A 23,671-nucleotide genomic window follows, 5' to 3' on the forward strand; every position below is an offset into this window, starting at 1 on the left:
TTAAAATCCCCAAATTTTCAACAGCAGCAGGATCACCGTCATTAGAACAACTGCTCCCCCTGCTTGATAATCGACACGCTGGAATGTCAATTGCTTATAGGAAGTTCTCCCTTTCCCATTCCCATAAGCACGCGCATCAATGGCGTGAGTCAATTGTTCGGCACGTTGAATCACCGTTAGAAGCAAAGGCACGAGAATCGGAATATAGGCAAATATACGTTTTGGCAGCTTTAAGGTGGTAATATCATAATCTCTGGCCTTCTGGGCCAGGAGAATCCGATCAAGCTCTTGCATAATCGTTGGGATAAACCGGATCGCAATCACAATCATTAGTGAAAACTGCTCCACCGGCACATTGAGTTTGGATAAAGGGGCCAGTAATTTCTCCAGCCCATGGGTTAAGGTCAGCGGTTTTGTAGTTAACGTTAAAATAGAAGCCAGCAAGATGATTAAGACAATACGCCAAACGAAACGCAACCCGTTCAGCAGACCCTCTTCTGTCACCTCAATAACGGACCAGGACCAAATGATATTTCCTTTCGTGGATAAGGCATTATAGAGAAAAGTAAACATCAAAATAAACAAGACCGGCTTCAAGCCTCTCCAAAAGACCTGCAACGGAATTTTGGATAACCACAAAATGCCGGCCAAGAAAAGGGTTGCGACAACGTAGCTGACGAACGTGTCCAGCATTAGGAAGCTCAGCATGATGATAATCATGCTTACAAGCTTTGTCCGCGGGTCCAGACGGTGAAATATGGAATGCGTCTCCAAATATTGTCCCATTAACAGGGTATTAGACATTTAGAGTCTCCTTGCCTGCCAGATGGGCAACACTTTTGCGAAAATATCCTGCTCTCTGCAGCTTGCCACTTCAATTATCTCACCGGACATTTCCTCAACTATCTTTAACAGTTGTACAGGTTCCGGTAGGGATAAACCGAGTTGCTCCAGCAATTCTGCTTGTTCCAGAAATAAAGTGCCCGTCTCATAATGCCCCATGAGTTGCCCCTCGTGAAATACCATGACTTCATCCGAGTATTCGGCAACATCGTTCATTTGATGGGATACGAAGAGAACGGTGCGATTACCTTGCTGCTGCCATTTACTCAGCAGCTGAAGCAAAGCGGCATGGCTTACTGGATCGAGACCTGCTGTCGGTTCATCCAGAATAAGCAGCTTCGGATCCATCATCAATACGGAAGCGATCGCCACACGGCGCTTTTGCCCCCCGCTTAGCTGAAACGGAACCAATGGCAGGATATCTTCTGTCAGACCTAATTGCGAAAGAACGGTTTCTATCGACTTCTTTATCTGCTGAGGCGTATCCCCACGCAGCTTAGGAGCAAAAGCAAGCTCCTTGTACACCGTCGATTCAAATAATTGATGCTCGGGATATTGAAACACGTAGCCTATATCAGGTAGGGCCTTTAGTTGTCCTTTACGGTCTTTGGGAATGGGATGATCATTAATCAAATACTCTCTGGCAACGCCCGGAACCAGCCCCTTCAGCACTTTGACAAAGGTAGACTTACCGGCGCCTGTATGGCCAATGACTGAGATCCACTTGCCCTCTTGAATCGTGCAGCTGACATTTTGCAGAGCTGTCCGATCGGCATAACTCACGCTTAGATTGTTTAGCTGGTAGACCATTGTGAGCGGATCATCTCCTTCCAATCTACCGTTAGCGGCATGTCCGGATGCAGCATTCGATATACTCGAACCGCAAAAGGAAGTTCTAATTGGTAGTCTTCAACGGGCACCGTTTCAAAAAAGGAAACCGGATCTCCATCAAATACAAGCCGTCCCTTATCCATGAGTAAAATACGCCGCGCAGCCAGCACTTCCTCCATATGATGGGTGATGTGGATAATGGTCATGCCTTGGCGGTGCAGCTCCTGCATGATCGAAAGCACTTGCTCCCTCCCCTGCGGATCAAGCATGGAAGTAGCTTCGTCAAAAATAATAATCCGGGGCCGCATGGCCAGGATGGCGGCGATAGCTACCCGTTGCTTTTGACCGCCTGAGAGCTGATGGGGCATCGATTCCAAATAATCCTCCATTTGCACAGCCTGTAGGGCTTGATCCAAACGGCTGCGTATTTCTTCTCTCGGCACACGAATATTTTCCAATCCAAATATCACTTCATCCATAACCGTTGTAGTAATGAATTGGTCCTCCGGATTCTGGAATACAAACCCTATTTGCACATGGATCATCCTAAGGTCTGCGGGCCTGGAGGTGTTTAGATCCTGAAAGGTTACATCCCCTTGTTTTGGAAGCAGCAATCCATCCATTAGCTTGGCAATTGTAGACTTGCCGCAGCCATTCGCCCCGACAATTGCCACGAACTCCCCCGTCTCAATCGTAAAGCTTAAATCCTCTATGACGGGCTGCCCTTTTTTATAATAAAAATGAACGTGATCGAATGTCAGCATTTAATGACTACCCTTCTGTTGCCGCCATGTTGTGAAAAATGCCTCTATGCTGGTTTCGGTAAAGGCAGGCTCCGGCTTTTGCCACTTCGTTACCTTCGAACCATTCACACCAAAGATTTCACCTGTTAACTCAACATCCGGCTGTGCCAGCAATGCGGCTGTGAAGCGGGCAATATCGTCTGCTTCCCCCACCTGCCAGAACTCCGGGAACGGCTCATTGCGGCTGGCGTACTTTTCCTTCATATGCTGGATGACAGGCCGGGTCATATCCGTTAAGGCAGCAGGTGCAATGGCATTTACTCTAATACCGTTGCGCTTTAGTTCGGCTGCGAGCGTCCACATCATACCAAGCATCCCAGCTTTGGCCGCACTGTAATTCACCTGCTTGATCGAACCTGTTAATCCGGCAGTGGAGGTCATCAGAAGAATGTCTCCGCCATGATTTTGCATATGAGGCAGTGCCCGGCGAATGCTATAAAAAGCTCCATTCAGATGCACATCCAGCACTGAGTTCCATTCTTCATCCGTCATATGCAGACATTGCTGGTCATGCAAATTGCCGGCGTTATGTATCAATACATTTAAACGGCCATACTCAGCGATGACAGCATCCACCATCGCAGTGACCTCAAGCGGATCTGCGACATTGGCACAAATCCCCAGCGCCTCGCCGCCTGTTCGGTGAATCTCCTGCACAACCTCGTCGATTAGCGCCTGCTTTGTCCCGTTGACAATCACTTGATAACCGGATTGGCCAAGCTGTAAGGCGATGCTGCGCCCAATCCCTCTTGTTGCACCTGTAATTACGGCTACTTTATTCATCCCTTCATCTCTTTCACTGAAAAGGTACCTGAAGCAATCACTTCTCCAGATTCTAAAGTGACTTTCACTTCGATATGACCGTCGCGAGGTTCAAAATGAAATACCACATCCGTATCTACTACAAGCGGCTTTTGAAATTTCATGCTATACGTTGTAATCCACTGTGCTGGATGATCGGTTAAATATAACGATTGTGCCAGCCCCATGATATACATACCATGCGCTATAGGCCGCTTATAGCCAGCCTTAACAGCAGCTTCGGCATTCAGATGGATGGCAGCCGTATCTTTAGAGACAGCCGCATATTGCCGGACAGCCTCGGCAATTATACGCTTCTTTATCTTAATCACCTGCCCGGATTAATATGGTATCTGCCGTCCCTATGAGATTACCTTCACAAGTGTATACAAGAGTGTGAAAATAGAAGGTCATCCATTCCTGTCTAACTACTTTCTTATCCATCTTCGTTAAGGATAATTCACAATCCAGGATCATCCCTGCGGTAATTGGTTCCTGGTAAGTGAAATGCTGCGTGCCGTGAATTAAGGGGGCATCCGTCTTCAACCAGGGAATATCGAAGAACTGCCAGAAAATAATCGGCATTGTGGCAGGTGCGATCAGATCACCTTTTATCATTTGCAAGGGAGCTCCGATACTTTGTGCATAGTCAGAAATCCACTCCGCAGTGATATGAACCTGATGCCGGACTTTATTCATTTGACCGCCTCCACCAGCGTGGCCAGACCTATCCCGCCACCAATGCCTAGTGTGGCCAGCCCCCGTTTATAAGGTTTAAATAACATCTCCGAGCATAACCGTGTGATTAAGATACCACCTGAAGCACCATAGGGATGGCCAATGGCCAGTGCTCCGCCTCCACGATTCACCTTTTCCTGCGGAATCTGAAGCTCCTTTAGTGAGGCTAATACTTGTGAGGCAAAAGCTTCGTTAAACTCCACAATATCCAAATCGGCAACACTCAGGTGCTGGCGGTTAAGCACCTTTTGAACAGCTGGAACAGGCCCCATGCCTAAATAATTGGGATCAACACCTGCCGCTTGGGCATCGACGACGCGCAAAATAGGCTTTAGTTGAAGCTCCCGGCATTTCTCGCGGGACATCATCAGAACCAGAGCCGCTCCATCATTCAGAGGACATGCATTGCCAGCCGTTACCGTACCCTGTTCCAGAAAGATTGGCGGCAGCTGCTGCAGCTTTTCCAGGCTAGTATTGGCTCTGGGACATTCATCTAGCGTAACCCATCCGCCATTCGCTTGTACAGGAACGATCTCTTGCAGAAATCGGCCGGTTTGCTGCGAATGAATGGCTTTTTGATGGCTTTTCAAAGCATAACGGTCCTGTTCTTCCCGGGAAATCGCGTATTTGCGGGCGACATTCTCGGCTGCAATGCCCATATCCGGGTCGCCGTAGGCGCTTGGAGTGAAACGGGCCCGTGTATATAGCTGCGGTGCACCCGTTAGTGTTTGCGGTTTGGCCATTTTCCATGGGGCACGGCTCGTACTCTCAACTCCACCAGCCAAATAAATCTCACCAGCACCACTTTGAATCAGCCTTGCCGCAAGATTGACTGCCTCCAGACCAGAACCACATTGCCGGTCAACCGTGACACCCGGGACCGTCACTGGCAGTCCTGCTTCCAGAGCAGAAAGCCGTGCGATGTTGCCGCCTGGACCTACTACATTGCCAATGATGACATCATCAATTAATTCCTTCGGCACATTCGTTTCTGCGACAATATGCTGAATAAGCGGTGCTAATAATGCTTCCGGCTCAAGAGCACTTAACACTCCGCCGATCCTGCCAATGGGCGTCCGTTTAGCGATCACAATTACAGCCTCTATCATATCATCCATCTTTTCGCGTAGTCTTTCATTGCCTGCCGGGCAATTTTTCCACTACTTGTATAAATGAACTGCTCTACCGTGATGAGCTGTTTTGGGGCCTTGTAGTTCGCAATTTGCCGGCAGCAGTAATCCTTGATTTGTTCTACAGATAAACGCGTTTGTCCGCTCCACTTCACAAGTGCTGTCACCTGTTCACCCCAATAGGCATCCTGTACTCCCAGTACCATCACTTCTTGAATTTCCGGAATCTGCTGCATAACAGACTCTACTTCCTCAGGAAAAATATTAAGACCACCGGAGACCATCATGTTTTTTGAGCGGCCAGCCAAATACAAATATCCATCCTGATCCATATACATAAAGTCTCCGATGATCAGCCATCCGTCACGAAAAACCGCTGAAGTCTCTTCCAGCAAATGATAATACCCTGTAAACATCATATCACTCCGAATGTAAAGCTGCCCGATGCTCCCTCGGGATACCTCCTGGAGATGTTCATCACGAATTGATATCTGTACACCGGAAAAGGGTTTACCTACTGAATCCGGCTTGTTGTCGGCATGAACATCCAGGTAACTGATATAACTAGCTTCAGATGAGCCATAGAATTCATATAGCTTCGCTGCGCCGAATATCTCCCTGCACCTATTCTTAGACATCTCTGACCATTTCCCGCCTGAGCTGATTAATGCCTGAATTTGCGTCTGACCAAATTTATCCTTCTGCTGGAGGAGTGCTTCAATCATCGTCGGCACGACGAACAAAATAACATCGGGATTCTGTTTACACAACTGTAGAACCTTGCCGGCATCGAACTCTTTTACGATATGAAAGGTTGCACCGCTATATAGACTCTGCATTACCGCGAATAAAGACAAGGAATGAACAAAGGGGCCCGGAGCTAACATATGCTCTATGCGGTTTAGCTGGAAAGCCTCTTTGGTCGCCTCGAAGCTCTGAATCCACGACAAGTGAGTGCGCATATAACCCTTAGGTGTTCCTGTTGTGCCTGAAGTAAAGCCGATAAACAATAATTCATTCGATTCATCCATTTCAGCTTCCGGCTTGAGAGTGAGCAACCAGCTGTCATAAGAACCTGAACCCATGTCCTGATCAGAAAAAGTTAGAAGTTGAATTTCCGGGTCCTGCAAGTCTAGAATCTTTGCCAAATAGGTCTCTGCAAAAATCATTTTCGGCTGACATTGCTGTAGAACAGCGTTCACTTGATTTATACTCCATTTGGGATCCAAAGGGATGGGAACACACCCGGCATAAATAGCTCCTAAAAACACCTCTACAAATTCAATGCGGTTCGCAGATAAAATGGCAATCTTATCATGGTGAAGGCCATTTTGCCGTATACCCTGTGCAATTGTAGTCATACGCTGTACCAATGACCAATAAGTACGGCTCTCTTCGCCATCGGTTAAGGCGATATGGTCGGGCTGCTGGACTGCATAACGCAGTAAGGGTTCAATCAGATTCATCGTTCATCACTTCTCTTCGATTGGACTGACGGCTTTTAATTGTAGCGCTATAATAGCAGCTATGACCGCTTTAATACAATCCCCCGGCAAAAAGGCGGTTGCTCCCACAAGTCCGGCCCAAATAGAGGTATGTGTAATCAAAGCCATAACCGGCGCACCGATCAAACTAACAAGCATCACACCAAAAACTAAGTTGATGACGATAATTTTCCATGTTTTTACATTGGACCAGATTTTTTCTGTCGCATATCCGATACAAAATGCAGCTACGGGCCAGCTTAGAATGTAACCGGCTGACGGCCCGACTAATGCAGAGAAACCTCCACGGCCGCCGGATAATAAAGGTAAACCCAGAGCGACTAACACGATAAATAAAATCAGGCTAAGACTTCCCGTCTTCTTACCTAAAAAACTTCCCGCCAGCATCACACCAAGTGTTTGTGCGGTAATGGGCACTGGGATAAACCCTAGTGGAATCGGTGGAATCATACCTAATACCCCTATTAGTGCAGCAAATAATGCGGCAAATACCATCTCTTTTGTTTTCAACTTGCGACCTCCGTTAGTGTGATGGAAATATTAATTCCTATGAGATTTGTCATCTATATTTAAGCTAAATCATAGTTTGATATGTTAGGATTGTAAACCTTATTCATATAATTTTTGGCTGGTATTTGAATCGAATAATACAATAACAACGGATTATCCGCATTATTCTCCTCATTTTCTCCGTCATTATTTCTTGACCTGGTGTTAACACCAGGTATTATAATAGCCTCATGGATGGATATATATTTCAGTCCTGTACGGAGGTGTTGAATAATGGCAGAAAATTATAAAATGAAGGAAATCATGGAACATTTTGAGGTCAGTGAAGACACCTTGCGTTATTATGAGAAAATAGGTCTCTTACCTCCCGTGGGCCGTAAAAACAATGGTCACCGGATATACAACAGCTCGCATATGGAGACACTTCGAATGATCCTGTGCTTAAAAAAAACCGGAATGTCACTTCAAGAAATAAAACCTATCCTTCAGCTTCAATTGGAAGACAGCAGCACATCAACTATCGAGTGGCAGGATAGACTTTGCGATTATCAAAAAAAGATCGAACAGCAGCAGCAAGAGCTCCAGCAAATTTGGGATATGATTGAAATGAAACTGCAGACTGGACGAAAATTCGGTGACTTCTCTAATGCTGACGGCTCCGCTTGACCTGGTGTTTAGACCAGGTTGTAAGATGTGATGCAGAGTCCTCCCATGGATTCCCACATCAAACAAAAGAGGAGCAAATAAACATGAATCAGACCGTTGAGATAGGCAGAACCGGACTGGCAGCTTTTAAAATCGGGTTTGGAGCGGGTGTAGTCGGCAATTCTATGATGTATCCGAAGATGGACGATGATTTAAGCCGGCAATTAATTCAGGCTGCCCTGCAAAAAGGCATCAATTTCATTGATACCGCCTTTTTGTACGGATTGGGCCATTCCGAGGAGATCATCGGTGAAGCGATCCGCGAGTATGGAGGGCGTGAACAGCTTGTCATTTCTACGAAGGCCTCTCCGAGCCCGGAGTTCACGCCAACCGGTCTGCAAGTAGACAACAGTTCAGCTGCATTGCGTAAGGCTGTGGATGACAGCTTGACAAGATTACAGACAGACTATATTGATATTTTCTTTTTACATTTCCCTGATACCCGCACCCCACTGTCTGAAGCTGCTGACACACTGGCGGAGTTGAAAAAATCCGGAAAAATCAAGGCTGTTGGGGCTTCGAATTTAAGCTATAGTCAACTTCAGGAATTTAATGCAGAGGGGCATCTGGATGTACTCCAAGCTGAATATTCACTGCTGGTCCGTCAACCAGAAGAAAAGGTGATTCCTTATTGTCTGAAGCATGGAATTTCTCTGATTCCTTTTTTCCCGCTGGCATCCGGTCTGTTGGCCGTTAAATATACGAAGGATGATGTCTTCAACGATACCTCGCGAATGAACAACCCTTTATTTCATCAAGAGGCATTTCAAGCTAATGTGGAACGGGTCGAGCGATTCAAAGCCTTCGCACAGAACAAAGGGGCTGACCCTGCGCAAATCGCCCTTGCCTGGTTATTGACCCGTCCGGCTGTGGATTTGATCATTCCCGGTGCAACGAGGCCTGAACAGATAGAGTCCAATCTCCAGACGCTGAATATTCAGCTAACCGAAGACGATCTCAAGCAGCTGGAGACTATTTTCTAAGAGGTTGAAAATGAGCTTCAACTTATAAGTTATGCAGCCTAAAAAAGAACATCCGTAGGGCTAATGGCCTTACAGATGTTCCTGCTTTGACAAATGCGGAGAAAGGCGCTCCAGATTTGTGCCTGTGTAATAGCGTCCAGCATCGTAGTCATCTCATCGGCAATAATATATTTTGTGGCAGGATTCAGGGAACGGACGATGCAAAAACGCTGCTTCTCCCCCCCTGAGAGTTCAACCGGCCAATATTCGGGACATTGTAGTTTTTCCGCATCCGCTGTAACCTGATAACCCTAGAACCTCGCCCGGGGCTACTGACAGGTATTTCATGGATTTTGGGACACCCAATGCTTGATCCTATTTGCCCGTTCCGGGCAGCTTCAGCCGCAGTTCAGCGGTTCCTGTTAACCATATAATTCAATAAATGCTTCAGAAAAGCAATATTCCGGGGCAGCTCGCTCAATGCTTCCGAGGCCAGACAGTAGTGTTCCCACAGCTCTTTCCGGGCGTTCTCCAGCCCAAGAATGGATACGAAAGTCGAAGTGTTATTTCCGGCATCCTGGCCAACGGGTTTGCCGAGCAATAGCCGGTCACCCTCCTGGTCGAGTAAATCATCTTTAATCTGGAAGGCGATCCCCGCATGATAAGCGAATTTCTTCAGCGCCGCAATTTCCGCCTCCTTCACCTGAGCCAGCATAGCTGGCATGACCAGCGCCGCCTCGAAGGCAATCCCGGTCTTGTAAAAGCAGATCTCATTCAGTTGCTCCAGAGTTAAATCTTCTCCTTTGGAATGCAGATCCATCGCCTGCCCCATGCACATATCCCCCGTCTTTTGTGCTGAATACTGCATCAGGGCAAGCACGGTTTTCGGATCGAAATGACGGAGAGATGCTTGTTCCTCCGTGGCCTTCTGGATCAGGAACAGGCCGGTTAATTCGGCAGTCGCAGCATCATGCACCTGATGCAGGGTTTCACGCCCTCTGCGGGTTGACGCATTATCCTGGGATGGCAGATCATCGAAGATCAAGGAAGCGGTATGCATATATTCCAAGGATCTCAGCAGCGGCACAATCTCCGCTGGCTCCAGCCCATATTCTTTTACGCCCATAACCCACGTTAAGACTGGACGTATTCGTTTCCCATCTCCTTCGAGACTGTAATTAGCAGCATCTATAAGAAGTTCCTTCATCGGTGGCATTCCCTCAGGCTTGGGGATTAGGAGCTGGCTATTGATCACTCCGCGTACCGTTTTGATCGTATCGTGAAACTCTTCCTTTTCCTTCCGGTTGTTACGCAGTGTATTAAGCAGCTGGTCCCGAAGCAGTTTGTCGAAGAAATCTACATCCTCTGCTTTGTGAACCATCCGGTCTACCAGGCGTTTGAACTCCGGACTGCCAGCCGCAAATATCTCCATGATTTCGTTGTATTTTTCTCTGCCTAAACGTTCTCTAGAGCGTTTCAGACCGTTAATTACCCGGTCCAGAATTACCTCGCAAGTTTTGGGATCAGAATGAAACACATTATGGAGCAGATGGGAAATGACAGTCCAGTACATTTCAAAGGGATTGATCAAATCGTTACGCCGCTGGCGATATTTTAAATAATAGGTATACGGGGTAACCGCGCCTTCCAGCATATCGTCGGACATATCGGCAAAATCATCCGCCAGCTGATTGTATAAGCCATAATAGAAAGTTCGATGATCAAAACCGTCATCTAGCGGCGCACTGATTACAGAGCGGACAATCAAACGGGAGGAAGATGATTTTAGGATTACAGGAATATAAAGTTCCTCATTGGTATAACCATCATGGGACAGATTCTTTGCCCGGTCTATTTCCTGAGAGTGAAAAAACACATAGGAACGCTCAAAAAACGATTTCTGCGTCTCCGTCCGCTGATGGTTCTTAATGTACTCAAAGGCTTCCCGCAGCTCCGAATGCACGTACTCCATCAGCGGAATCTTTTCCCCGTCCCACTCACCCAGCTCCGGGACAACTCCGCTGAGAAGTGCTTGACGGATCAACCGGGAATACTGTTCCTTCTCAGGAGTGGTTAAGACCGCAGAGTCTAAAAGATCATCAATGAAAGGATAGGTAAGTCCATAGGAATACCCCAGCCGTATGGCTTCATCAAGTCTTAAGGCACGTTCTGCAGGGGCAAGGTTTTCTTCCATCTCTTCCATCACATGTATGACAACCCCGATAATAATCTTAATCAGCTTACGCTGGGCTTGCTCGGGATTCATTTCCTCCGGCAGATTGGCGGAGACGGTTTTGAGTTTAGTAATGACCCAGATCGTGGCTGTTTCTACCCCTTCTTTCTGGGCCCAGCGGTACAGCTTTGCCAAATTCAGCATGTCCGGCTGTGCTTCCCCGCCTGCTGCGGCTGAGGGTATCAACTGATCTTTGATATCGGCAACCATCCGTTGAATCCTGGTTTGAGTGTCCGGAGAATCCAGCGCTTTGCCCAGATCCCTCATATAGATATAGGAAATGCTTCGGTCGAGATAATCATTTAATTTCCCTGTATAATTCAGCCATTGAATATACCGGTGATAATCCGCAGAGCCGGGGTTCCTTTGGTTTCGTGAAAAAAAAGACAGCCATGAATGATGATGAATATGGCTCTTCTTCCACAAATGGAAGTCTGCAGTTAAGGCAGGCACATAACTTCTATTCTTGACCTGTGTAAAAAGTGATGCAAAATATTGAGCAGCTTTCTGCTCAGCCAGCTTATACGCTGTATCGGCATGCAGTGTAAATTCATTCATAAGATGGATTACCTCAACTTCTTTTAGTTTGGACCTTTAACATTCAATCCCTGCAGCTTCGTCGGATCATAGTTATATCATATACGCGAAAGAACTCATTGGGTTACGAGTAACGAGTTATTTCGGGTGAACCGAGAAAGTCTGCAGTGACCAGTCCTGAGAAATTCAGGTAATGGATTACAAAGGAATGATTTTTGTAGCGATATTGTTGCAAAATTCACTGTCATGCTCGACAAAAAGAATAGTTGGTGTGTATTCCAGCAGCAGCTCTTCAATCTGCATCCGGGAAATAATATCAATAAAATTAAGCGGCTCATCCCAAATATGCAAATGGACCTTCTCACTTAGGCTTTTCGCAATAAGGACTTTCTTCTTTTGCCCGCCGCTAAACGCAGATATATCCTTTTCAAACTGTACTCTGGAGAAATCAAGTTTTCTTAAAATCGATTTAAACAGGCTTTCATCAATCCCATTGCTTCTGGCGTAGTCCGTTAAATTGCCCTGTAAATGTGAGGTGTCCTGTGATACGTAAGATATCGTAAGCTGGCTGTCCTTTCTGAGTGTGCCTGTGTAATCAAGTTCCTCGCCGCAAATCAGCTTGATAATGCTCGATTTACCGGAGCCGTTTATACCGGAAAGCGCAATTCGCTCTCCCTGCTCAATCGAAAAGCTGATATCTGCGCAGACGATCTTCTCCCCGTATTGAATCGAGACATGTTCAAGCTCAACCAGCTCGTTTTTATGATAATCAAGCTGTGAAATCTCCAGGCTGTCGGAATTTTCAATATTTTTCAGCAGTTTAGACTTTTCGGCAATGGCAGATTGCTGTCTTTGCTCAATGGCTTTAGAGCGTTTCATCATTTTAGCAGCCTTGTGGCCAACATAACCTTTATCCAACTTGGAACCGGAATTCCGTGTTCCATTTTTGGTTTTCTCCACCTCATGCGACCAGTTGCCCGTTCGTTTAGAAGAATCTGACAAGCGCTTGATGTCTCTTCTTAGTTTTTCATTCTCTGCCAGTTCAAAATGATCTTGCCGCCTTTTATTTTCCCACCAAGCGGAGAAATTTCCCTTTTGAATTTCTATGTTGGTTTTATTGATTGACAGGATGTGGTCTACACAATTATCCAGAAAGGATCTGTCGTGGGAGACCAGGATAAAGCCGCTCTTGGTATTCAGATAAGCACTGACCAGTTTTCTTGCATTTAGATCCAAATGATTGGTAGGCTCATCAATGAGCAAAAAGCTGTTTTCCTTAATAAATAATGCAGCTAGCAGCACCTTCGTCTGCTCACCGTTAGACAAGGAGTCAAATGGCCGGTACAGAACATCCTCGGATACCTTTAGCAAGGAAAGCTCCCGCATCAGCTTCCAGTGAATATAATCCGGGTAGATGTCGCTGATTACGTCAAGGGTATTATTTTCCTTATTCTCGACAGGGAACGGGAAATAGTCAAAATCGACCTTAGCCGAAATCGTTCCGCTATATTCATATTTACCAAGCAACAAGCTTAAGAAGGTTGTTTTCCCTCTCCCGTTTCTTCCCGTAAACCCTAATTTCCAATCGGTATCAATTTGAAAACTTACGTTCTCAAATATATTATCGTAGCTGCCTTCATAGGCAAACGTCAGGTTCGCAACATTGATTAATGACATAAATAATCCTCCTGTATATAAAAAAATAAGAGCTACAAGAAAGTTACTTTCTTGTAGCTCAAATAAATACAGCAAATCCAGCCCCAAAGCGGAGTTAGACAAGGATATTCGTCTGAGTGAAAAGAAATGCGTAACTTTCTTGCGTATAAAGAATAAAACACATGCGAAATAAAATCGCAGTTGTCGTTTTATTGTTTAAAAGATTCGCAAGAAAATTTCTACATTATCCTTTTCAACTCCAGTCATTAAAGTAACAGAATTTTACCATACCATTTTTTTAATTTCAACCCAAGCATGGTTTTGATCAGCAAATCTACTGATTGGTATGATTTTCTCCGCTGGCTTTTGTTTTTCGTTTGCGCAGACCCTTGACGGAGGCTAGGGTGGTTCCTTCAGGAATAGAGATCAAAGAACTTTTCGATACGCCGATCTGCTGGGATGTATAAATTCCGGTATGTCCTGAGAATAAAAAACTGACTACACAAGCGATAAACATATAAACCGCCCCGGTGGAACCAAATAGTTCAATCCCCATAATGAAACAGGCAATTGGTGTATTGGTGGCTCCGCAGAATACCGCAATAAAACCCAGTGAGGCCAGGAAAGGAGCATATAAATGAAGTACACCAGCCAGGCTGTTTCCGAGTGTCGCCCCTATAGCGAATAAAGGAGTAACTTCACCGCCCTGGTAGCCTGTACCTAAAGTAAGTGCAGTGAAAATGAGCTTCCACAGGAACGCAAAAGGCGGCATTTCTGTCTCAAAGGACCCGCTGATGAGTGGAATACCAAGTCCCAAGTAATCCCTGGAACCTATGACATAAACTAAGGCAATAATAATGAGCCCGCCTACCGCACTCTTTAGCATCGGGTTTTTAAAGATGTAGGTGAACGTTCGCTTTAAAAAATGGGTCAGCTCGCTGAACAACATACTGACTAAACCAAACACTATCGCAGCAGCGATCACTTTTAACAGGACGACAAGATCCAGAGCCGGAACAACATCCACCTGATAATGAGTATGATGCACCTTCCATAAGCGGGTAGTCACCAGATCGCCCACAAAACTGGCTGTGAAACAGGGCAGAAGCGCTTTATGGCTGATGAGTCCAATCGCAATCACCTCTAACCCAAAAATGGTGCCGGCCAAAGGTGTCCCGAAAATAGAGGCGAAACCACCACTTATCCCGCACATCAGCAATATTTTCCGGTCCAGCGCATTGATCTTAATAAGTCTCCCGAATGCTTCGGCCAAGCTGCCCCCCATTTGTACTGCAGTTCCTTCCCGCCCGGCTGAACCACCGAAGAGATGAGTGATAAGCGTGCCAAACAGCACCAAAGGAGCCATCCGCAACGGAATCGTTTCATTTCCCTCCCGGATTTGCTCCAAAATCAGATTATTTCCCTTGGCACTGTTTTTGCCGTAGCGCATGTATAGAAAGCTTACCAGCGCGCCTCCCGCCGGAAGCAGAAAGAGCAGCCATCCATGATTCAGCCGAACCTCAGTAACATAATCCAGACTCTTGAGGAAAAAAGCCGAGGCCGTTCCGGACAATACGCCTACTATGCCGCCCAGGACAATCCATTTCAGAAAAGTGCTCCACAGCGCCAGATGGCTGCTTCTTTCCGTAATCGTCGCCCATTTCGCATACATGTTCTTCATTTGCTGTATTCCCCGCTTTTCCGTAATGTATCAGTCCTGATCAGCTCTGCGGTAGTAGCTTACACCCAAACTTCGTGGTGAGGTGCGGGAGAGAAATCCGCTGATGCTCGAAGTCACAAGCACTTCGTCGCATCCCACTTTTTTAATCAATGCTTCCCTTAAATATTCAGCAGGCTGCTCTGCCATCGTCTGTGAGATAAGCACAAGTTTCTGGTCAATCTCGTCTTTGTTGTCAAATGCATTGTGCAGCATCTTATCCAGCGCTTTTGTGGCGCCGCCTTGTGGCTCATTCATGGAGAAATGCATGCGCCCCGACCTGACCGTTGCCGGACTTTTTAAATTCAAAGGACTTTTTATCCGATTATGTAAACCGTAAACATTTCCACCCTGATTTATAAAGTTAAGCTTATCAAGCAGCATTTCTTCCTCCAGGTTTGTCCGGGAGTGATGCAGCTCTTTGGTTATAGTTGCGGGATGCCTTCTCTTCCTCGCCGCTGCGACTGCCCGCAGGACCATCATTGCCGTCCCTGAGGAAATGCTTGAGGAATCAATGACAGTGACTCTTCCTTCTGGAAATTGTTGGGCGGCTGCCACTGCATTCTTGTAGGTTGGGGATAACCCCGAGGCCATGCTGATGAATAACACATTGTCTCCGGCAGCAATACAAGGAGCAAAGAGAGTACTTAAATCATGAGATGTTGGAGCAGCTATACCGGGAATCGTCCCCTTCTCTCTTACGTAGGTGTAGATTTCCTCAGTAGTAATATCGACCGTATGCCGAAATATCAGCTCATTACTAAAAACAACATATACAGGAGCTATGCCAATCTCATATTGTTCAATTACGGTGGGCGGCAGATCTGAAAGACTATCTGTAAATATCTTTACTTTTGTCATTTGGCAGTCTCCTTAAAACACTAGAATCATAGGATTCTAATGGCATTCCAACAGCTTTCTTCGACCCCTTCCAGCAGATCGGTGGTTTCGGTTAACACTCCAGACTTAATCAGCTTGAACAGCAGCACGAACGAACCATATACAATGGCAATCAGCGCATCTGTATTGAACTCTTTGATGACCCCAACTTTTTTACCATTCTCCAAAACTTGGCGAAACGTTCCGAGCAGCTCATCAAAAACCTTTTTGCTTCGGTCATCCAGATAATAAGCGCTATTATGGGATTCGATAAAGAGCAGCGCATTCACATTATTATCGGCAAACTTCACTAAACGCTGAAAAATATAATGAAATTGCTCCCGAATATCCGGCGTGGAATGAATGCCCTCATATTTTAACGTGTCCGAGAACACTTGCACGCAATGCTGAAACAATCCGTTAACAAGCGATTCTTTATTGGCAAAATAGCGATATATCGTACCTGCTCCTACCTTCGCACTTTCAGCAATCATCGGAACGGTTGTGCCGTCATATCCTCTCTCGGCAAACAGCACCAAGGCCGCTTTCATGATATCTTCGCGTTTGTTAGTAGCCAGTGTAATCACCCTTACCTTAGACTGGAATGGTTCCGGATTAAACCGGTATAGATTAGAGCGGAATGAATATTCATTCTCCTATTATAAGACTTTAAAAGAAGAATGTAAAAGGAACCGATCCACAGGATCGGTTCCTTCTGTGTTCCTCACTCTTCTCATTGATCAGCCACCACCAGCATATCCATATGCCGGGCATGACGGAGCAGATAGTGGACGAAGCTTTTTTTGATGAGCGTCCGCCAGAGCGGCTTCCGCACCTGCCCGATGATCAGCTGTGTCGTCTTCACTTCATTGATCCTGATTAATAAATGCTCGTGCAGGTTCTTACGGCTTTCTGCCATAGTCACCTCTAAATTCCCTCCAAGCTGTTCTGTTAGGCGACGCAGCGTCTCCAGCCGTTTCTGCTCCTCGGGTGTTTCTTTCGAACTGCAGTGCACATAATGAACATACCACTCGGCTTTCAAGCGATGCGCGATGCGGAATCCGCGGCGAATCAGCCGCTCTGCCCTTGGTCCCAGATCCACACAGACGAAGATCACCTCTTTCCTGCTCCATGGGCCCCGCAAGGAATTGTCCCGGTCCCAGGCCTCCAGCCTCTCATCTACATCATCCGCAATTTCGCGGAGGGCCAGTTCACGCAGTGCAATGAGATTGCCGATCTTGAAAAATGATTCCAGCGCCTGGTTTACTTTCTCTGAGGCGTATATCTTCCCTTCCCGCATCCGCTCCTGCAGCATTTGTGGCGTTACATCGATCAGTTCGACCTCACTGGCCATTTTGAGAATCGCATCCGGCACGGTCTCCCTGACGCGTACGCCGGTTAATTGGGCTACCGCGTCGTTCAAGCTTTCCAGATGCTGCACATTTACAGTTGTAATGACAGAAATGCCGTTTTCGAGCAGACGGATCACATCTTCATACCGCTTTCTGGTTATACTGCCGGGCACGTTGGTATGTGCCAGTTCATCCACCAGGACGACCTCCGGGCGGCGGGCAATAATTGCGTCCGTGTCCATTTCTTCCAAATGCGTACTTTGATATAGAATTTTGGCCCGGGGTACCGTCATTAATTCGCCTATCTGCTCCTGGGTTTCCTTCCTGCCATGGGTTTCCAGCAGCCCGATGACAACATCGATGCCTCTGCTTTGAAGTATATTCCCCTCCTGAAGCATCTTGTAAGTTTTGCCGACTCCGGGAGCCGCACCGATATATACCTTAAAGGTTCCACGGCGGATCACTTCAATCTTCTTCTCCATCTCTTGACTGGTCAACCGGTGGAAAGGCTCCTTCTTCCCTTGCGGATTACGTTTGATCGGCAGAATCCGTTCTCCTTCCTGCTCAGCCCGGTCGGCCATCAGAAACACATCAATATTGCGGGTCTGCCGCAGCACACGGTCAGCGATCGAGCCTTGCCACCGCTCCTGCCAACGGCTTTTTTGAGAGTGGCCCATGACGATCCGGGTCACGTTGTTTTGAATGGCATAACGCACCAGTTCGGAAGGAAGCTGGCGTTGTAGGGTGAGAGGAAGCTCTTCAAACCTGGCGCCCACCCGCTCTACCAGCTTTACAATCGAACGCTTAAAGGTCTGCTGGTCCTTCGTCAGCGGCCGGTTGGGAATAGCAAATGTCACCACAATCAGATCACCGCCCAACCGCTTGGCGATTTGCTGGCCTCTTCTCACATAAAGCGAGCCGTTCCAATGGTACTGCGCGGATACCAGTATCCGCTCCATCGCGCCGGAAGGACCAATGAGCCCATGTTCTTCGCGATGTTTCTCAAGCGAATCATTGACGCCTTCAGCCACCAGACGCAGAGACAGCTCACGAAGCACGCCGAGATTGCCGGGTCGGGACAGTGCAGGATGTGTCTCATGGCCCAAAACACCCTCCTCGATCCGCTTCAGAATGGTTTCGGGTGAGACATCGATCAAGCGGACCTCATCTGCAAGCTCCAGGGTATGCAGCGGTACGGTTTCATCTGCACGGATTCCCGTCATTTGAAAGATGGTCTCCCCCACTCCGGCCAATTCATACACATTGATGGTCGTAATCACGCTGATGCCGTTGTCCATTAAATAACGGATATCTTCCAGCCGCGTCTGAAAACGGGCTTCTTTGCGGTTGCGGTGCGCCAAGCCATCTACAAGCAGTACCTCGGGATTGCGCTCCAGCAGAGTCTCCAAAGGAAGATCCTTCTGCTCCTTGCCGTCTTTCGACCAATGAATGCTGGGGACACGCTCCAGATCGGCAAGCTGCTGCATGGTTTCCGCTCTCTGCATCGTCGATACGGCACTGATTACAACATCAATGCCCTGCTTTTTCAATAACTTGCCTTCCTCCAGCATATGATAGGTTTTGCCTGATCCGCTGACAGAGCCGATGATAATCTTCAGCCTGCCCCGGTGCAAACGGTAAATGGAATACAGAATTTCTTCCGGAGTTTTTCGTTTGTATGGTGCCACTCGTTAACCTCCAATCCTTAAGCGGAAACTACCCCTGTCCGCTGAAAGCGCAGGCAGGGGTGAGCCGGTTCTAATTCGCCGGTGTTTCCATTAAAGCGAGATTCAGCTTCAGCACATTGACACGTTCCTCACCAAACACCCCAAGATCGCGGCCTTCAGTATATTTTGCCACCAATGCTTCTAGCTTATCTGCTGAAATACCGGTCAGATTGCTGATTCTGGGGATCTGTACCGTAGCCGCAGCGGGAGATATATGCGGATCCAGGCCGGAACCGGAGTTCGTGACCAAATCTATAGGCAGCTCACTAACCGGAACGTCAGGGTTATTCGCTTTCCACTCAGCTATAGAATCGCTGGTGCGCTTTAGCATATCCGGATTGGACGGTCCATAGTTGTTCGATCCCGAGGCTTCAGCCTTGTATTCAATACTGGATACACGGCCCTGGAATAACGCCGGATTCTTAAAGTTCTGGCCAATTAGCTCAGAGCCAATCACCTGCCCTTCTCCATTCTTCAGCAGGCTACCGTTCGCCTGGGAAGGCATGAGCACCTGGGCAAGCGCGGTAGAAGCCAGCGGATAGATGATCCCGCATAATACAACGAACACTAGGCTAAGTCTTATCACACTAAATATATATGAACCTTTAGATACAGGCTTTTGCTCTATTGCGCCTGAATTGACGATTTGCATGGTTTGTTCATCCTTTCTTCTAGCCGAGTGCAGTGATCTTAAATCCAAATGCTTACCACCAGGTCGATCAGTTTAATGCCGAGGAAGGGAACCAGGATCCCGCCAAGCCCATAGATAAATATATTCCGGCTCAGCAGCTTGGTGGAGCTCATCGGCTTATACGATACGCCTCTCATCGCCAGAGGGATAAGCAATGGAATGATAATTGCATTAAAGATCAGTGCCGAGATAATCGCGGAGCTTGGAGAACCTAGTCCCATTACGTTCAGCACTTCCATCTCTGGAATGGCCAGCGTAAACATGGCGGGAATAATCGCAAAATACTTGGCGATATCATTCGCGATACTGAAGGTTGTCAATGCTCCGCGTGTCATCAGCAACTGCTTGCCGATCGCCACAACCTCAATGATCTTGGACGGGTCGGAGTCCAGATCAACCATATTGGCCGCTTCCTTCGCCGCTGTGGTTCCGCTGTTCATCGCAAGTCCCACGTCCGCCTGTGCCAATGCAGGCGCATCATTCGTGCCGTCCCCAGTCATTGCCACCAGCTTGCCTTCACTTTGCTCCCGGCGGATGACCTCGATCTTATTCTCCGGTGTACTTTCGGCAATGAATCCGTCGACTCCGGCCTCGAAGGCGATAGTAGCGGCAGTCAGCGGATTGTCCCCTGTACACATAATCGTCTTGATACCCATTTTGCGCAGTTCATCAAATCGTTCCTTCATCCCTGGCTTAACCGTGTCTTTCAGATAGATAAGTCCGTATATCCGGTTATCCACTGCAACAGCCAGCGGTGTTCCTCCTTTACCGGCAATGGCATTCGTTTGCTGATCCAATTGATCTGGAATCTGTCCTCCTTGGGAGGACACCCAGCGCTTAATGGAATCCACAGCCCCTTTGCGAACCATCCGGCCGTCCTGCAGATCCATTCCGCTCATCCGCGTTTCGGCGCGGAATTCTATAAACTCGCCTCCAGCCATAAGGCTGCTGTCGTAACTGTATCCTTGTTTCTTGGCCAGCTCAATGACGGAGCGCCCTTCCGGCGTCTCATCTTTCAGCGAGCTGACAGCTGCCCATCCGGCCAGATCCCCTACTGTCTCATTGCCCACAGGAACAAATTCACTGGCCATGCGGTTGCCAAAGGTAATCGTGCCGGTCTTATCAAGAATCATCGTGTTGATGTCTCCGGCAGCTTCGACTGCTTTACCGGACATGGCGAGCACATTGAACTGTGTAACCCGATCCATGCCCGCAATTCCGATTGCCGACAATAACCCCCCAATGGTAGTGGGGATCAGACAGACCAGCAGCGCAATCAAGACCGGAATTTCCAGGTTGACCTCCAGATAAGCGGCAATAGGCTGCAGGGTGACTACCACGATCAGGAAGATAATCGTCAAGCTGATCAATAGCGTGTTCAGCGCAATTTCATTCGGTGTTTTCTGCCGTTTGGCTCCTTCCACCAGTGAGATCATCCGGTCAAGGAAAGACTCGCCGGGTTCACTTGTAATCTGTACCTTGATCTGATCACTTACGACTCTCGTACCGCCTGTCACGGAGCCAAAATCTCCGCCGGCTTCTTTAATAACGGGAGCCGATTCACCTGTTATAGCCGATTCATCCACGGATGCCAGCCCTTCAATGACTTCGCCGTCGCCCGGAATAAGTTCTCCTTGACTGACAACAACGACATCGCCTTTACGCAGTTCGGAGGAAGGAACTATCTTAATGACGCCTCCCACCAGTCTATTCGCGGAAATATCCTGCTTGGTCTTCTTCAATGTATCCGCCTGTGCTTTCCCGCGGCCTTCCGCCAGAGCTTCCGCAAAATTGGCAAACAATACGGTAACCAGCAGTATGAAGAAGACCGCTATATTGAAGCCTCTAGCCTCCTCAGCGTCGAAATAACCAGGGGCGAGAATCATTAGCAGAACAATAATTGTTCCAATTTCAACCACAAACATGACCGGATTCTTCATTAGTGTCATCGGATTCAGCTTGATAAAGCTGTCCTTGACTGCACTTCGTATAATAGGCCCACTCAGCAGCTTCTTTTTTTGTACAGTACTCATCTCTATTTCTCCCTCTTTCCTACCGTAGAGTCAAATGTTCAGCAATCGGCCCCAGGACCACGACCGGCAGAAATGTCAGCGCACCAATGATCAGCACCGTACCGATCAAGATGCCGGTGAACAGACCGTTGTCTGTACGGAATGTGCCGATTGTCTCCGGTACGGGTTGCTTGCGGATCAGGGAACCTGCAACGGCGAGCATTGCAATGATTGAGATATAGCGTCCTAGCAGCATTACAATACCAGTCATCACATTCCAGAATGTGCTGTTGTCCGCAAGTCCTTCGAAACCTGAACCGTTGTTGGCAGCAGAGGAAGTGTATTCGTATAACACTTGCGTCAGACCATGGTACCCGCTATTACTGATAGCGCCTTGCCCCAGATCTGTCAGGAATGAGGCTGCTGTCGGTGCCAAAATGATCAGCGGATGAATCAGTATCGCCACCGCGATCAGCTTCATCTCCCTCGCTTCAATCTTTCGACCGAGGAATTCCGGCGTCCTCCCCACCATCAGCCCGCACAGGAAGACCGCAAGCACGGCGTACATCAGCATATTGATAAGGCCCACGCCTTTGCCACCGAAGACGTTATTCAGCATCATTAACGCAAGCGGCGTGATACTTCCCAGCGGGGTTTGGGTATCATGCATATTATTGACGCTACCTGTCGTCGCAGCGGTTGTTACTGCCGTAAACAAGGCGGATTGTGGTACACCGAAGCGGACTTCTTTTCCCTCCATGCTGCCTTGAGAAGTCTCAATCCCCAGGTCTGCCATTGCCGGATTTCCTTTGATCTCCGCAGCATAATTGAGCGACAACAGCAATACGAACAAAGTCATCATGGCCGCAAAGATGCCCCAGCCCTGCCGTTTATTCTTAGCGAACAGTCCGTACATATAAGGCAAGGATGCGGGCAGCATCCACATGGACAGGATTTCAATGACATTGGTAAGCGGTGACGGATTCTCAAATGGATGTGCGGAATTCGCCCCGAAGAATCCTCCGCCATTCGTTCCCAGATGCTTGATGGATTCCAGTGAGGCAACCGGCCCGATCGCAATCTGTTGAGCAGCACCCTCCAGCGTAGTTACCTCCAGTGTAGGTTTCAAGGTCTGCGGAACATGAAGTGCTACTAAAGCCATTGTTACAAGCAGTGCAAGCGGCAGGAACACCCGAATAATCGCCTTGACGAAGTCTTCGAAGAAATTCCCCAGTGAATTTTTACCGGTAATTCCTCTCACAAAAGCTGCTGCTACGGAAAAACCGCTGGCTGCCGATGTGAACATCATCATGGTGATAACCGCCATCTGCGAGAAATAGGAAAGACCGGTCTCCCCGCTGTAATGCTGCAGATTAGTGTTGGTCATGAAGCTGATTACCGTGTTAAACGTAAGGGTCTGTTCCAGCTCGGTAATTCCATTCGGATTTACAGGCAGTCCGCCCTGCAGGCGGAGAACCAGATAACCGAACACAACCAGCACAATGTTGGTAGAAAGAAAGCTGAGTGCATAGGTCTTCCAGGACATCCCTTCACGGTTTTTCAGGCCGCTTACCTTGTATATGCCTCGCTCGAATCCCCCAAAGATCCGGTCCAACCGGTTTGGTTCATTTGAGAACACATGATATAAATAAGTTCCTACCGGTTTAACCAGTAGTAGCAGTATGGCAATGACTACGACGATTTGTATAATACCCACGAATGCCCCTCCTTCATATAATGAGCTTCAGCTCAATGCTCTATATGTCTTGCTGTTTTTTACCGCACTGCCTAAAATTTCTCCGGATGAATCAGGGCGTAGACCAAATAGAGAAACAACAGCATCGTTGCGATCAGGACCACTGTCATTGCTCTTTCCCCCCTTTATCGTCGATGACGTTCCCACACCACTGTGCAAACGCATAGAACATACCGAAAAACACAGCGAGTGCCACCACCATATACATGTCCATCATACCCTTCGCACTCCTCTCCAACATTCTCTCATATCTGCTTTTAACTACTGATTCAGCGTAACATCT

Annotated in this window: 22 protein-coding genes; 2 read left to right on the forward strand and 20 right to left on the reverse strand. The window is 47.6% G+C overall.

All coding sequences use genetic code 11. The features are described 5' to 3' along the window. Genes ACQ76X_RS07360 through ACQ76X_RS07400 form a run of 9 tightly spaced genes read right to left on the reverse strand, consistent with a single transcriptional unit; the run spans position 1 to position 7,161 of the window. Positions 1 to 804 (reverse strand): energy-coupling factor transporter transmembrane component T family protein, encoded by an 804-nt coding sequence (locus ACQ76X_RS07360; RefSeq protein WP_438492637.1) that lies wholly within the window; start codon positions 802 to 804, stop codon positions 1 to 3. Then, complete coding sequence (locus ACQ76X_RS07365) at positions 805 to 1,653, reverse strand: ATP-binding cassette domain-containing protein (RefSeq protein ID WP_438492639.1); 849 nt, start codon at positions 1,651 to 1,653, stop codon at positions 805 to 807. Next, the gene (locus ACQ76X_RS07370) at positions 1,638 to 2,438 is read right to left on the reverse strand and encodes an energy-coupling factor transporter ATPase (RefSeq protein ID WP_438492640.1); all 801 of its coding nucleotides are present in this window, start codon (positions 2,436 to 2,438) and stop codon (positions 1,638 to 1,640) included. Before ACQ76X_RS07370 ends, ACQ76X_RS07365 begins: the two co-directional genes overlap by 16 nt. After that, the gene (locus ACQ76X_RS07375) at positions 2,439 to 3,260 is read right to left on the reverse strand and encodes an SDR family NAD(P)-dependent oxidoreductase (RefSeq protein ID WP_438492642.1); all 822 of its coding nucleotides are present in this window, start codon (positions 3,258 to 3,260) and stop codon (positions 2,439 to 2,441) included. Next, on the reverse strand, positions 3,257 to 3,610 hold the full coding sequence (locus tag ACQ76X_RS07380; RefSeq protein ID WP_438492644.1) for a MaoC family dehydratase: 354 nt from the start codon (positions 3,608 to 3,610) through the stop codon (positions 3,257 to 3,259). The genes ACQ76X_RS07375 and ACQ76X_RS07380 overlap by 4 nt, the downstream gene beginning before the upstream one ends. Continuing rightward, positions 3,603 to 3,977, reverse strand: a complete 375-nt coding sequence (locus ACQ76X_RS07385) for an FAS1-like dehydratase domain-containing protein (protein ID WP_438492646.1) — start codon at positions 3,975 to 3,977, stop codon at positions 3,603 to 3,605. Before ACQ76X_RS07385 ends, ACQ76X_RS07380 begins: the two co-directional genes overlap by 8 nt. Beyond that, positions 3,974 to 5,125: a thiolase family protein gene (locus ACQ76X_RS07390; RefSeq protein WP_438492648.1), complete on the reverse strand. Its 1,152-nt coding sequence runs from the start codon at positions 5,123 to 5,125 to the stop codon at positions 3,974 to 3,976. Before ACQ76X_RS07390 ends, ACQ76X_RS07385 begins: the two co-directional genes overlap by 4 nt. Next, on the reverse strand, positions 5,122 to 6,612 hold the full coding sequence (locus ACQ76X_RS07395) for an AMP-binding protein (protein ID WP_438492649.1): 1,491 nt from the start codon (positions 6,610 to 6,612) through the stop codon (positions 5,122 to 5,124). Before ACQ76X_RS07395 ends, ACQ76X_RS07390 begins: the two co-directional genes overlap by 4 nt. Before the next feature lie 6 nt (positions 6,613 to 6,618). After that, positions 6,619 to 7,161: a biotin transporter BioY gene (locus ACQ76X_RS07400; RefSeq protein ID WP_438492651.1), complete on the reverse strand. Its 543-nt coding sequence runs from the start codon at positions 7,159 to 7,161 to the stop codon at positions 6,619 to 6,621. Between the two features lie 273 nt (positions 7,162 to 7,434). Between ACQ76X_RS07400 and ACQ76X_RS07405 the strand changes: the two genes are divergently transcribed. Both ACQ76X_RS07405 and ACQ76X_RS07410 read left to right on the forward strand, forming a co-directional pair. Beyond that, complete coding sequence (locus ACQ76X_RS07405; protein WP_438492653.1) at positions 7,435 to 7,827, forward strand: MerR family transcriptional regulator; 393 nt, start codon at positions 7,435 to 7,437, stop codon at positions 7,825 to 7,827. Between the two features lie 83 nt (positions 7,828 to 7,910). Beyond that, entirely contained in the window at positions 7,911 to 8,849 is a 939-nt protein-coding gene (locus ACQ76X_RS07410; RefSeq protein WP_438492654.1) for an aldo/keto reductase, read from the forward strand. A 231-nt stretch (positions 8,850 to 9,080) separates the two neighbouring features. Here ACQ76X_RS07410 and ACQ76X_RS07415 read toward each other — a convergent pair whose 3' ends face one another. The 11 genes from ACQ76X_RS07415 to kdpF all read right to left on the reverse strand — a co-directional run bounded on the left by ACQ76X_RS07415 (position 9,081) and on the right by kdpF (position 23,498). Further along, positions 9,081 to 9,176, reverse strand: coding sequence for an ATP-binding cassette domain-containing protein (locus ACQ76X_RS07415; RefSeq protein WP_438492656.1), 96 nt, complete (start codon positions 9,174 to 9,176; stop codon positions 9,081 to 9,083). A gap of 61 nt (positions 9,177 to 9,237) precedes the next feature. After that, positions 9,238 to 11,619 carry a polyprenyl synthetase family protein gene (locus ACQ76X_RS07420; protein ID WP_438492658.1) on the reverse strand — a complete coding sequence of 794 codons (2,382 nt, stop codon included), beginning with the start codon at positions 11,617 to 11,619 and terminating at the stop codon, positions 9,238 to 9,240. 177 nt (positions 11,620 to 11,796) lie between these two features. Next, the gene (locus ACQ76X_RS07425) at positions 11,797 to 13,275 is read right to left on the reverse strand and encodes an Lsa family ABC-F type ribosomal protection protein (RefSeq protein WP_438492659.1); all 1,479 of its coding nucleotides are present in this window, start codon (positions 13,273 to 13,275) and stop codon (positions 11,797 to 11,799) included. Between the two features lie 313 nt (positions 13,276 to 13,588). After that, positions 13,589 to 14,926: a voltage-gated chloride channel family protein gene (locus ACQ76X_RS07430; RefSeq protein ID WP_438492866.1), complete on the reverse strand. Its 1,338-nt coding sequence runs from the start codon at positions 14,924 to 14,926 to the stop codon at positions 13,589 to 13,591. 39 nt (positions 14,927 to 14,965) lie between these two features. Continuing rightward, on the reverse strand, positions 14,966 to 15,832 hold the full coding sequence (locus ACQ76X_RS07435; protein ID WP_438492661.1) for a DegV family protein: 867 nt from the start codon (positions 15,830 to 15,832) through the stop codon (positions 14,966 to 14,968). A 26-nt stretch (positions 15,833 to 15,858) separates the two neighbouring features. Continuing rightward, positions 15,859 to 16,437: a TetR/AcrR family transcriptional regulator gene (locus ACQ76X_RS07440; RefSeq protein WP_438492663.1), complete on the reverse strand. Its 579-nt coding sequence runs from the start codon at positions 16,435 to 16,437 to the stop codon at positions 15,859 to 15,861. A 146-nt stretch (positions 16,438 to 16,583) separates the two neighbouring features. Beyond that, entirely contained in the window at positions 16,584 to 18,890 is a 2,307-nt protein-coding gene (locus tag ACQ76X_RS07445; RefSeq protein ID WP_438492665.1) for a histidine kinase, read from the reverse strand. 70 nt (positions 18,891 to 18,960) lie between these two features. Further along, positions 18,961 to 19,581 carry a potassium-transporting ATPase subunit KdpC gene (gene kdpC, locus ACQ76X_RS07450; protein WP_438492666.1) on the reverse strand — a complete coding sequence of 207 codons (621 nt, stop codon included), beginning with the start codon at positions 19,579 to 19,581 and terminating at the stop codon, positions 18,961 to 18,963. Between the two features lie 38 nt (positions 19,582 to 19,619). After that, entirely contained in the window at positions 19,620 to 21,653 is a 2,034-nt protein-coding gene (kdpB, locus tag ACQ76X_RS07455; RefSeq protein WP_438492668.1) for a potassium-transporting ATPase subunit KdpB, read from the reverse strand. Between the two features lie 19 nt (positions 21,654 to 21,672). Next, positions 21,673 to 23,349 carry a potassium-transporting ATPase subunit KdpA gene (kdpA, locus tag ACQ76X_RS07460; protein ID WP_438492670.1) on the reverse strand — a complete coding sequence of 559 codons (1,677 nt, stop codon included), beginning with the start codon at positions 23,347 to 23,349 and terminating at the stop codon, positions 21,673 to 21,675. Positions 23,350 to 23,420: 71 nt separating this feature from the next. Next, positions 23,421 to 23,498, reverse strand: a complete 78-nt coding sequence (gene kdpF, locus ACQ76X_RS07465; protein WP_081966187.1) for a K(+)-transporting ATPase subunit F — start codon at positions 23,496 to 23,498, stop codon at positions 23,421 to 23,423. Between the last annotated feature and the right edge of the window lie 173 nt (positions 23,499 to 23,671).

The organism is Paenibacillus sp. IHBB 3054 (assembly GCF_051594305.1).
In the GTDB taxonomy this organism is placed as follows: domain Bacteria; phylum Bacillota; class Bacilli; order Paenibacillales; family Paenibacillaceae; genus Paenibacillus_AQ.

Coding starts and splice junctions, on each gene's coding strand:
- kdpB (WP_438492668.1), bottom strand. CDS start 21,653: ATGAGTACTGTACAAAAAAAGAAGCTGCTGAGTGGGCCTATTATACGA.
- ACQ76X_RS07425 (WP_438492659.1), bottom strand. CDS start 13,275: ATGTCATTAATCAATGTTGCGAACCTGACGTTTGCCTATGAAGGCAGC.
- ACQ76X_RS07390 (WP_438492648.1), bottom strand. CDS start 5,125: ATGATAGAGGCTGTAATTGTGATCGCTAAACGGACGCCCATTGGCAGG.
- ACQ76X_RS07375 (WP_438492642.1), bottom strand. CDS start 3,260: ATGAATAAAGTAGCCGTAATTACAGGTGCAACAAGAGGGATTGGGCGC.
- kdpC (WP_438492666.1), bottom strand. CDS start 19,581: ATGCAAATCGTCAATTCAGGCGCAATAGAGCAAAAGCCTGTATCTAAA.
- ACQ76X_RS07435 (WP_438492661.1), bottom strand. CDS start 15,832: ATGACAAAAGTAAAGATATTTACAGATAGTCTTTCAGATCTGCCGCCC.
- ACQ76X_RS07415 (WP_438492656.1), bottom strand. CDS start 9,176: ATGAAATACCTGTCAGTAGCCCCGGGCGAGGTTCTAGGGTTATCAGGT.
- ACQ76X_RS07420 (WP_438492658.1), bottom strand. CDS start 11,619: ATGAATGAATTTACACTGCATGCCGATACAGCGTATAAGCTGGCTGAG.
- ACQ76X_RS07360 (WP_438492637.1), bottom strand. CDS start 804: ATGTCTAATACCCTGTTAATGGGACAATATTTGGAGACGCATTCCATA.
- ACQ76X_RS07405 (WP_438492653.1), top strand. CDS start 7,435: ATGGCAGAAAATTATAAAATGAAGGAAATCATGGAACATTTTGAGGTC.
- ACQ76X_RS07430 (WP_438492866.1), bottom strand. CDS start 14,926: ATGTATGCGAAATGGGCGACGATTACGGAAAGAAGCAGCCATCTGGCG.
- ACQ76X_RS07385 (WP_438492646.1), bottom strand. CDS start 3,977: ATGAATAAAGTCCGGCATCAGGTTCATATCACTGCGGAGTGGATTTCT.
- ACQ76X_RS07370 (WP_438492640.1), bottom strand. CDS start 2,438: ATGCTGACATTCGATCACGTTCATTTTTATTATAAAAAAGGGCAGCCC.
- kdpF (WP_081966187.1), bottom strand. CDS start 23,498: ATGACAGTGGTCCTGATCGCAACGATGCTGTTGTTTCTCTATTTGGTC.
- ACQ76X_RS07365 (WP_438492639.1), bottom strand. CDS start 1,653: ATGGTCTACCAGCTAAACAATCTAAGCGTGAGTTATGCCGATCGGACA.
- ACQ76X_RS07395 (WP_438492649.1), bottom strand. CDS start 6,612: ATGAATCTGATTGAACCCTTACTGCGTTATGCAGTCCAGCAGCCCGAC.
- ACQ76X_RS07410 (WP_438492654.1), top strand. CDS start 7,911: ATGAATCAGACCGTTGAGATAGGCAGAACCGGACTGGCAGCTTTTAAA.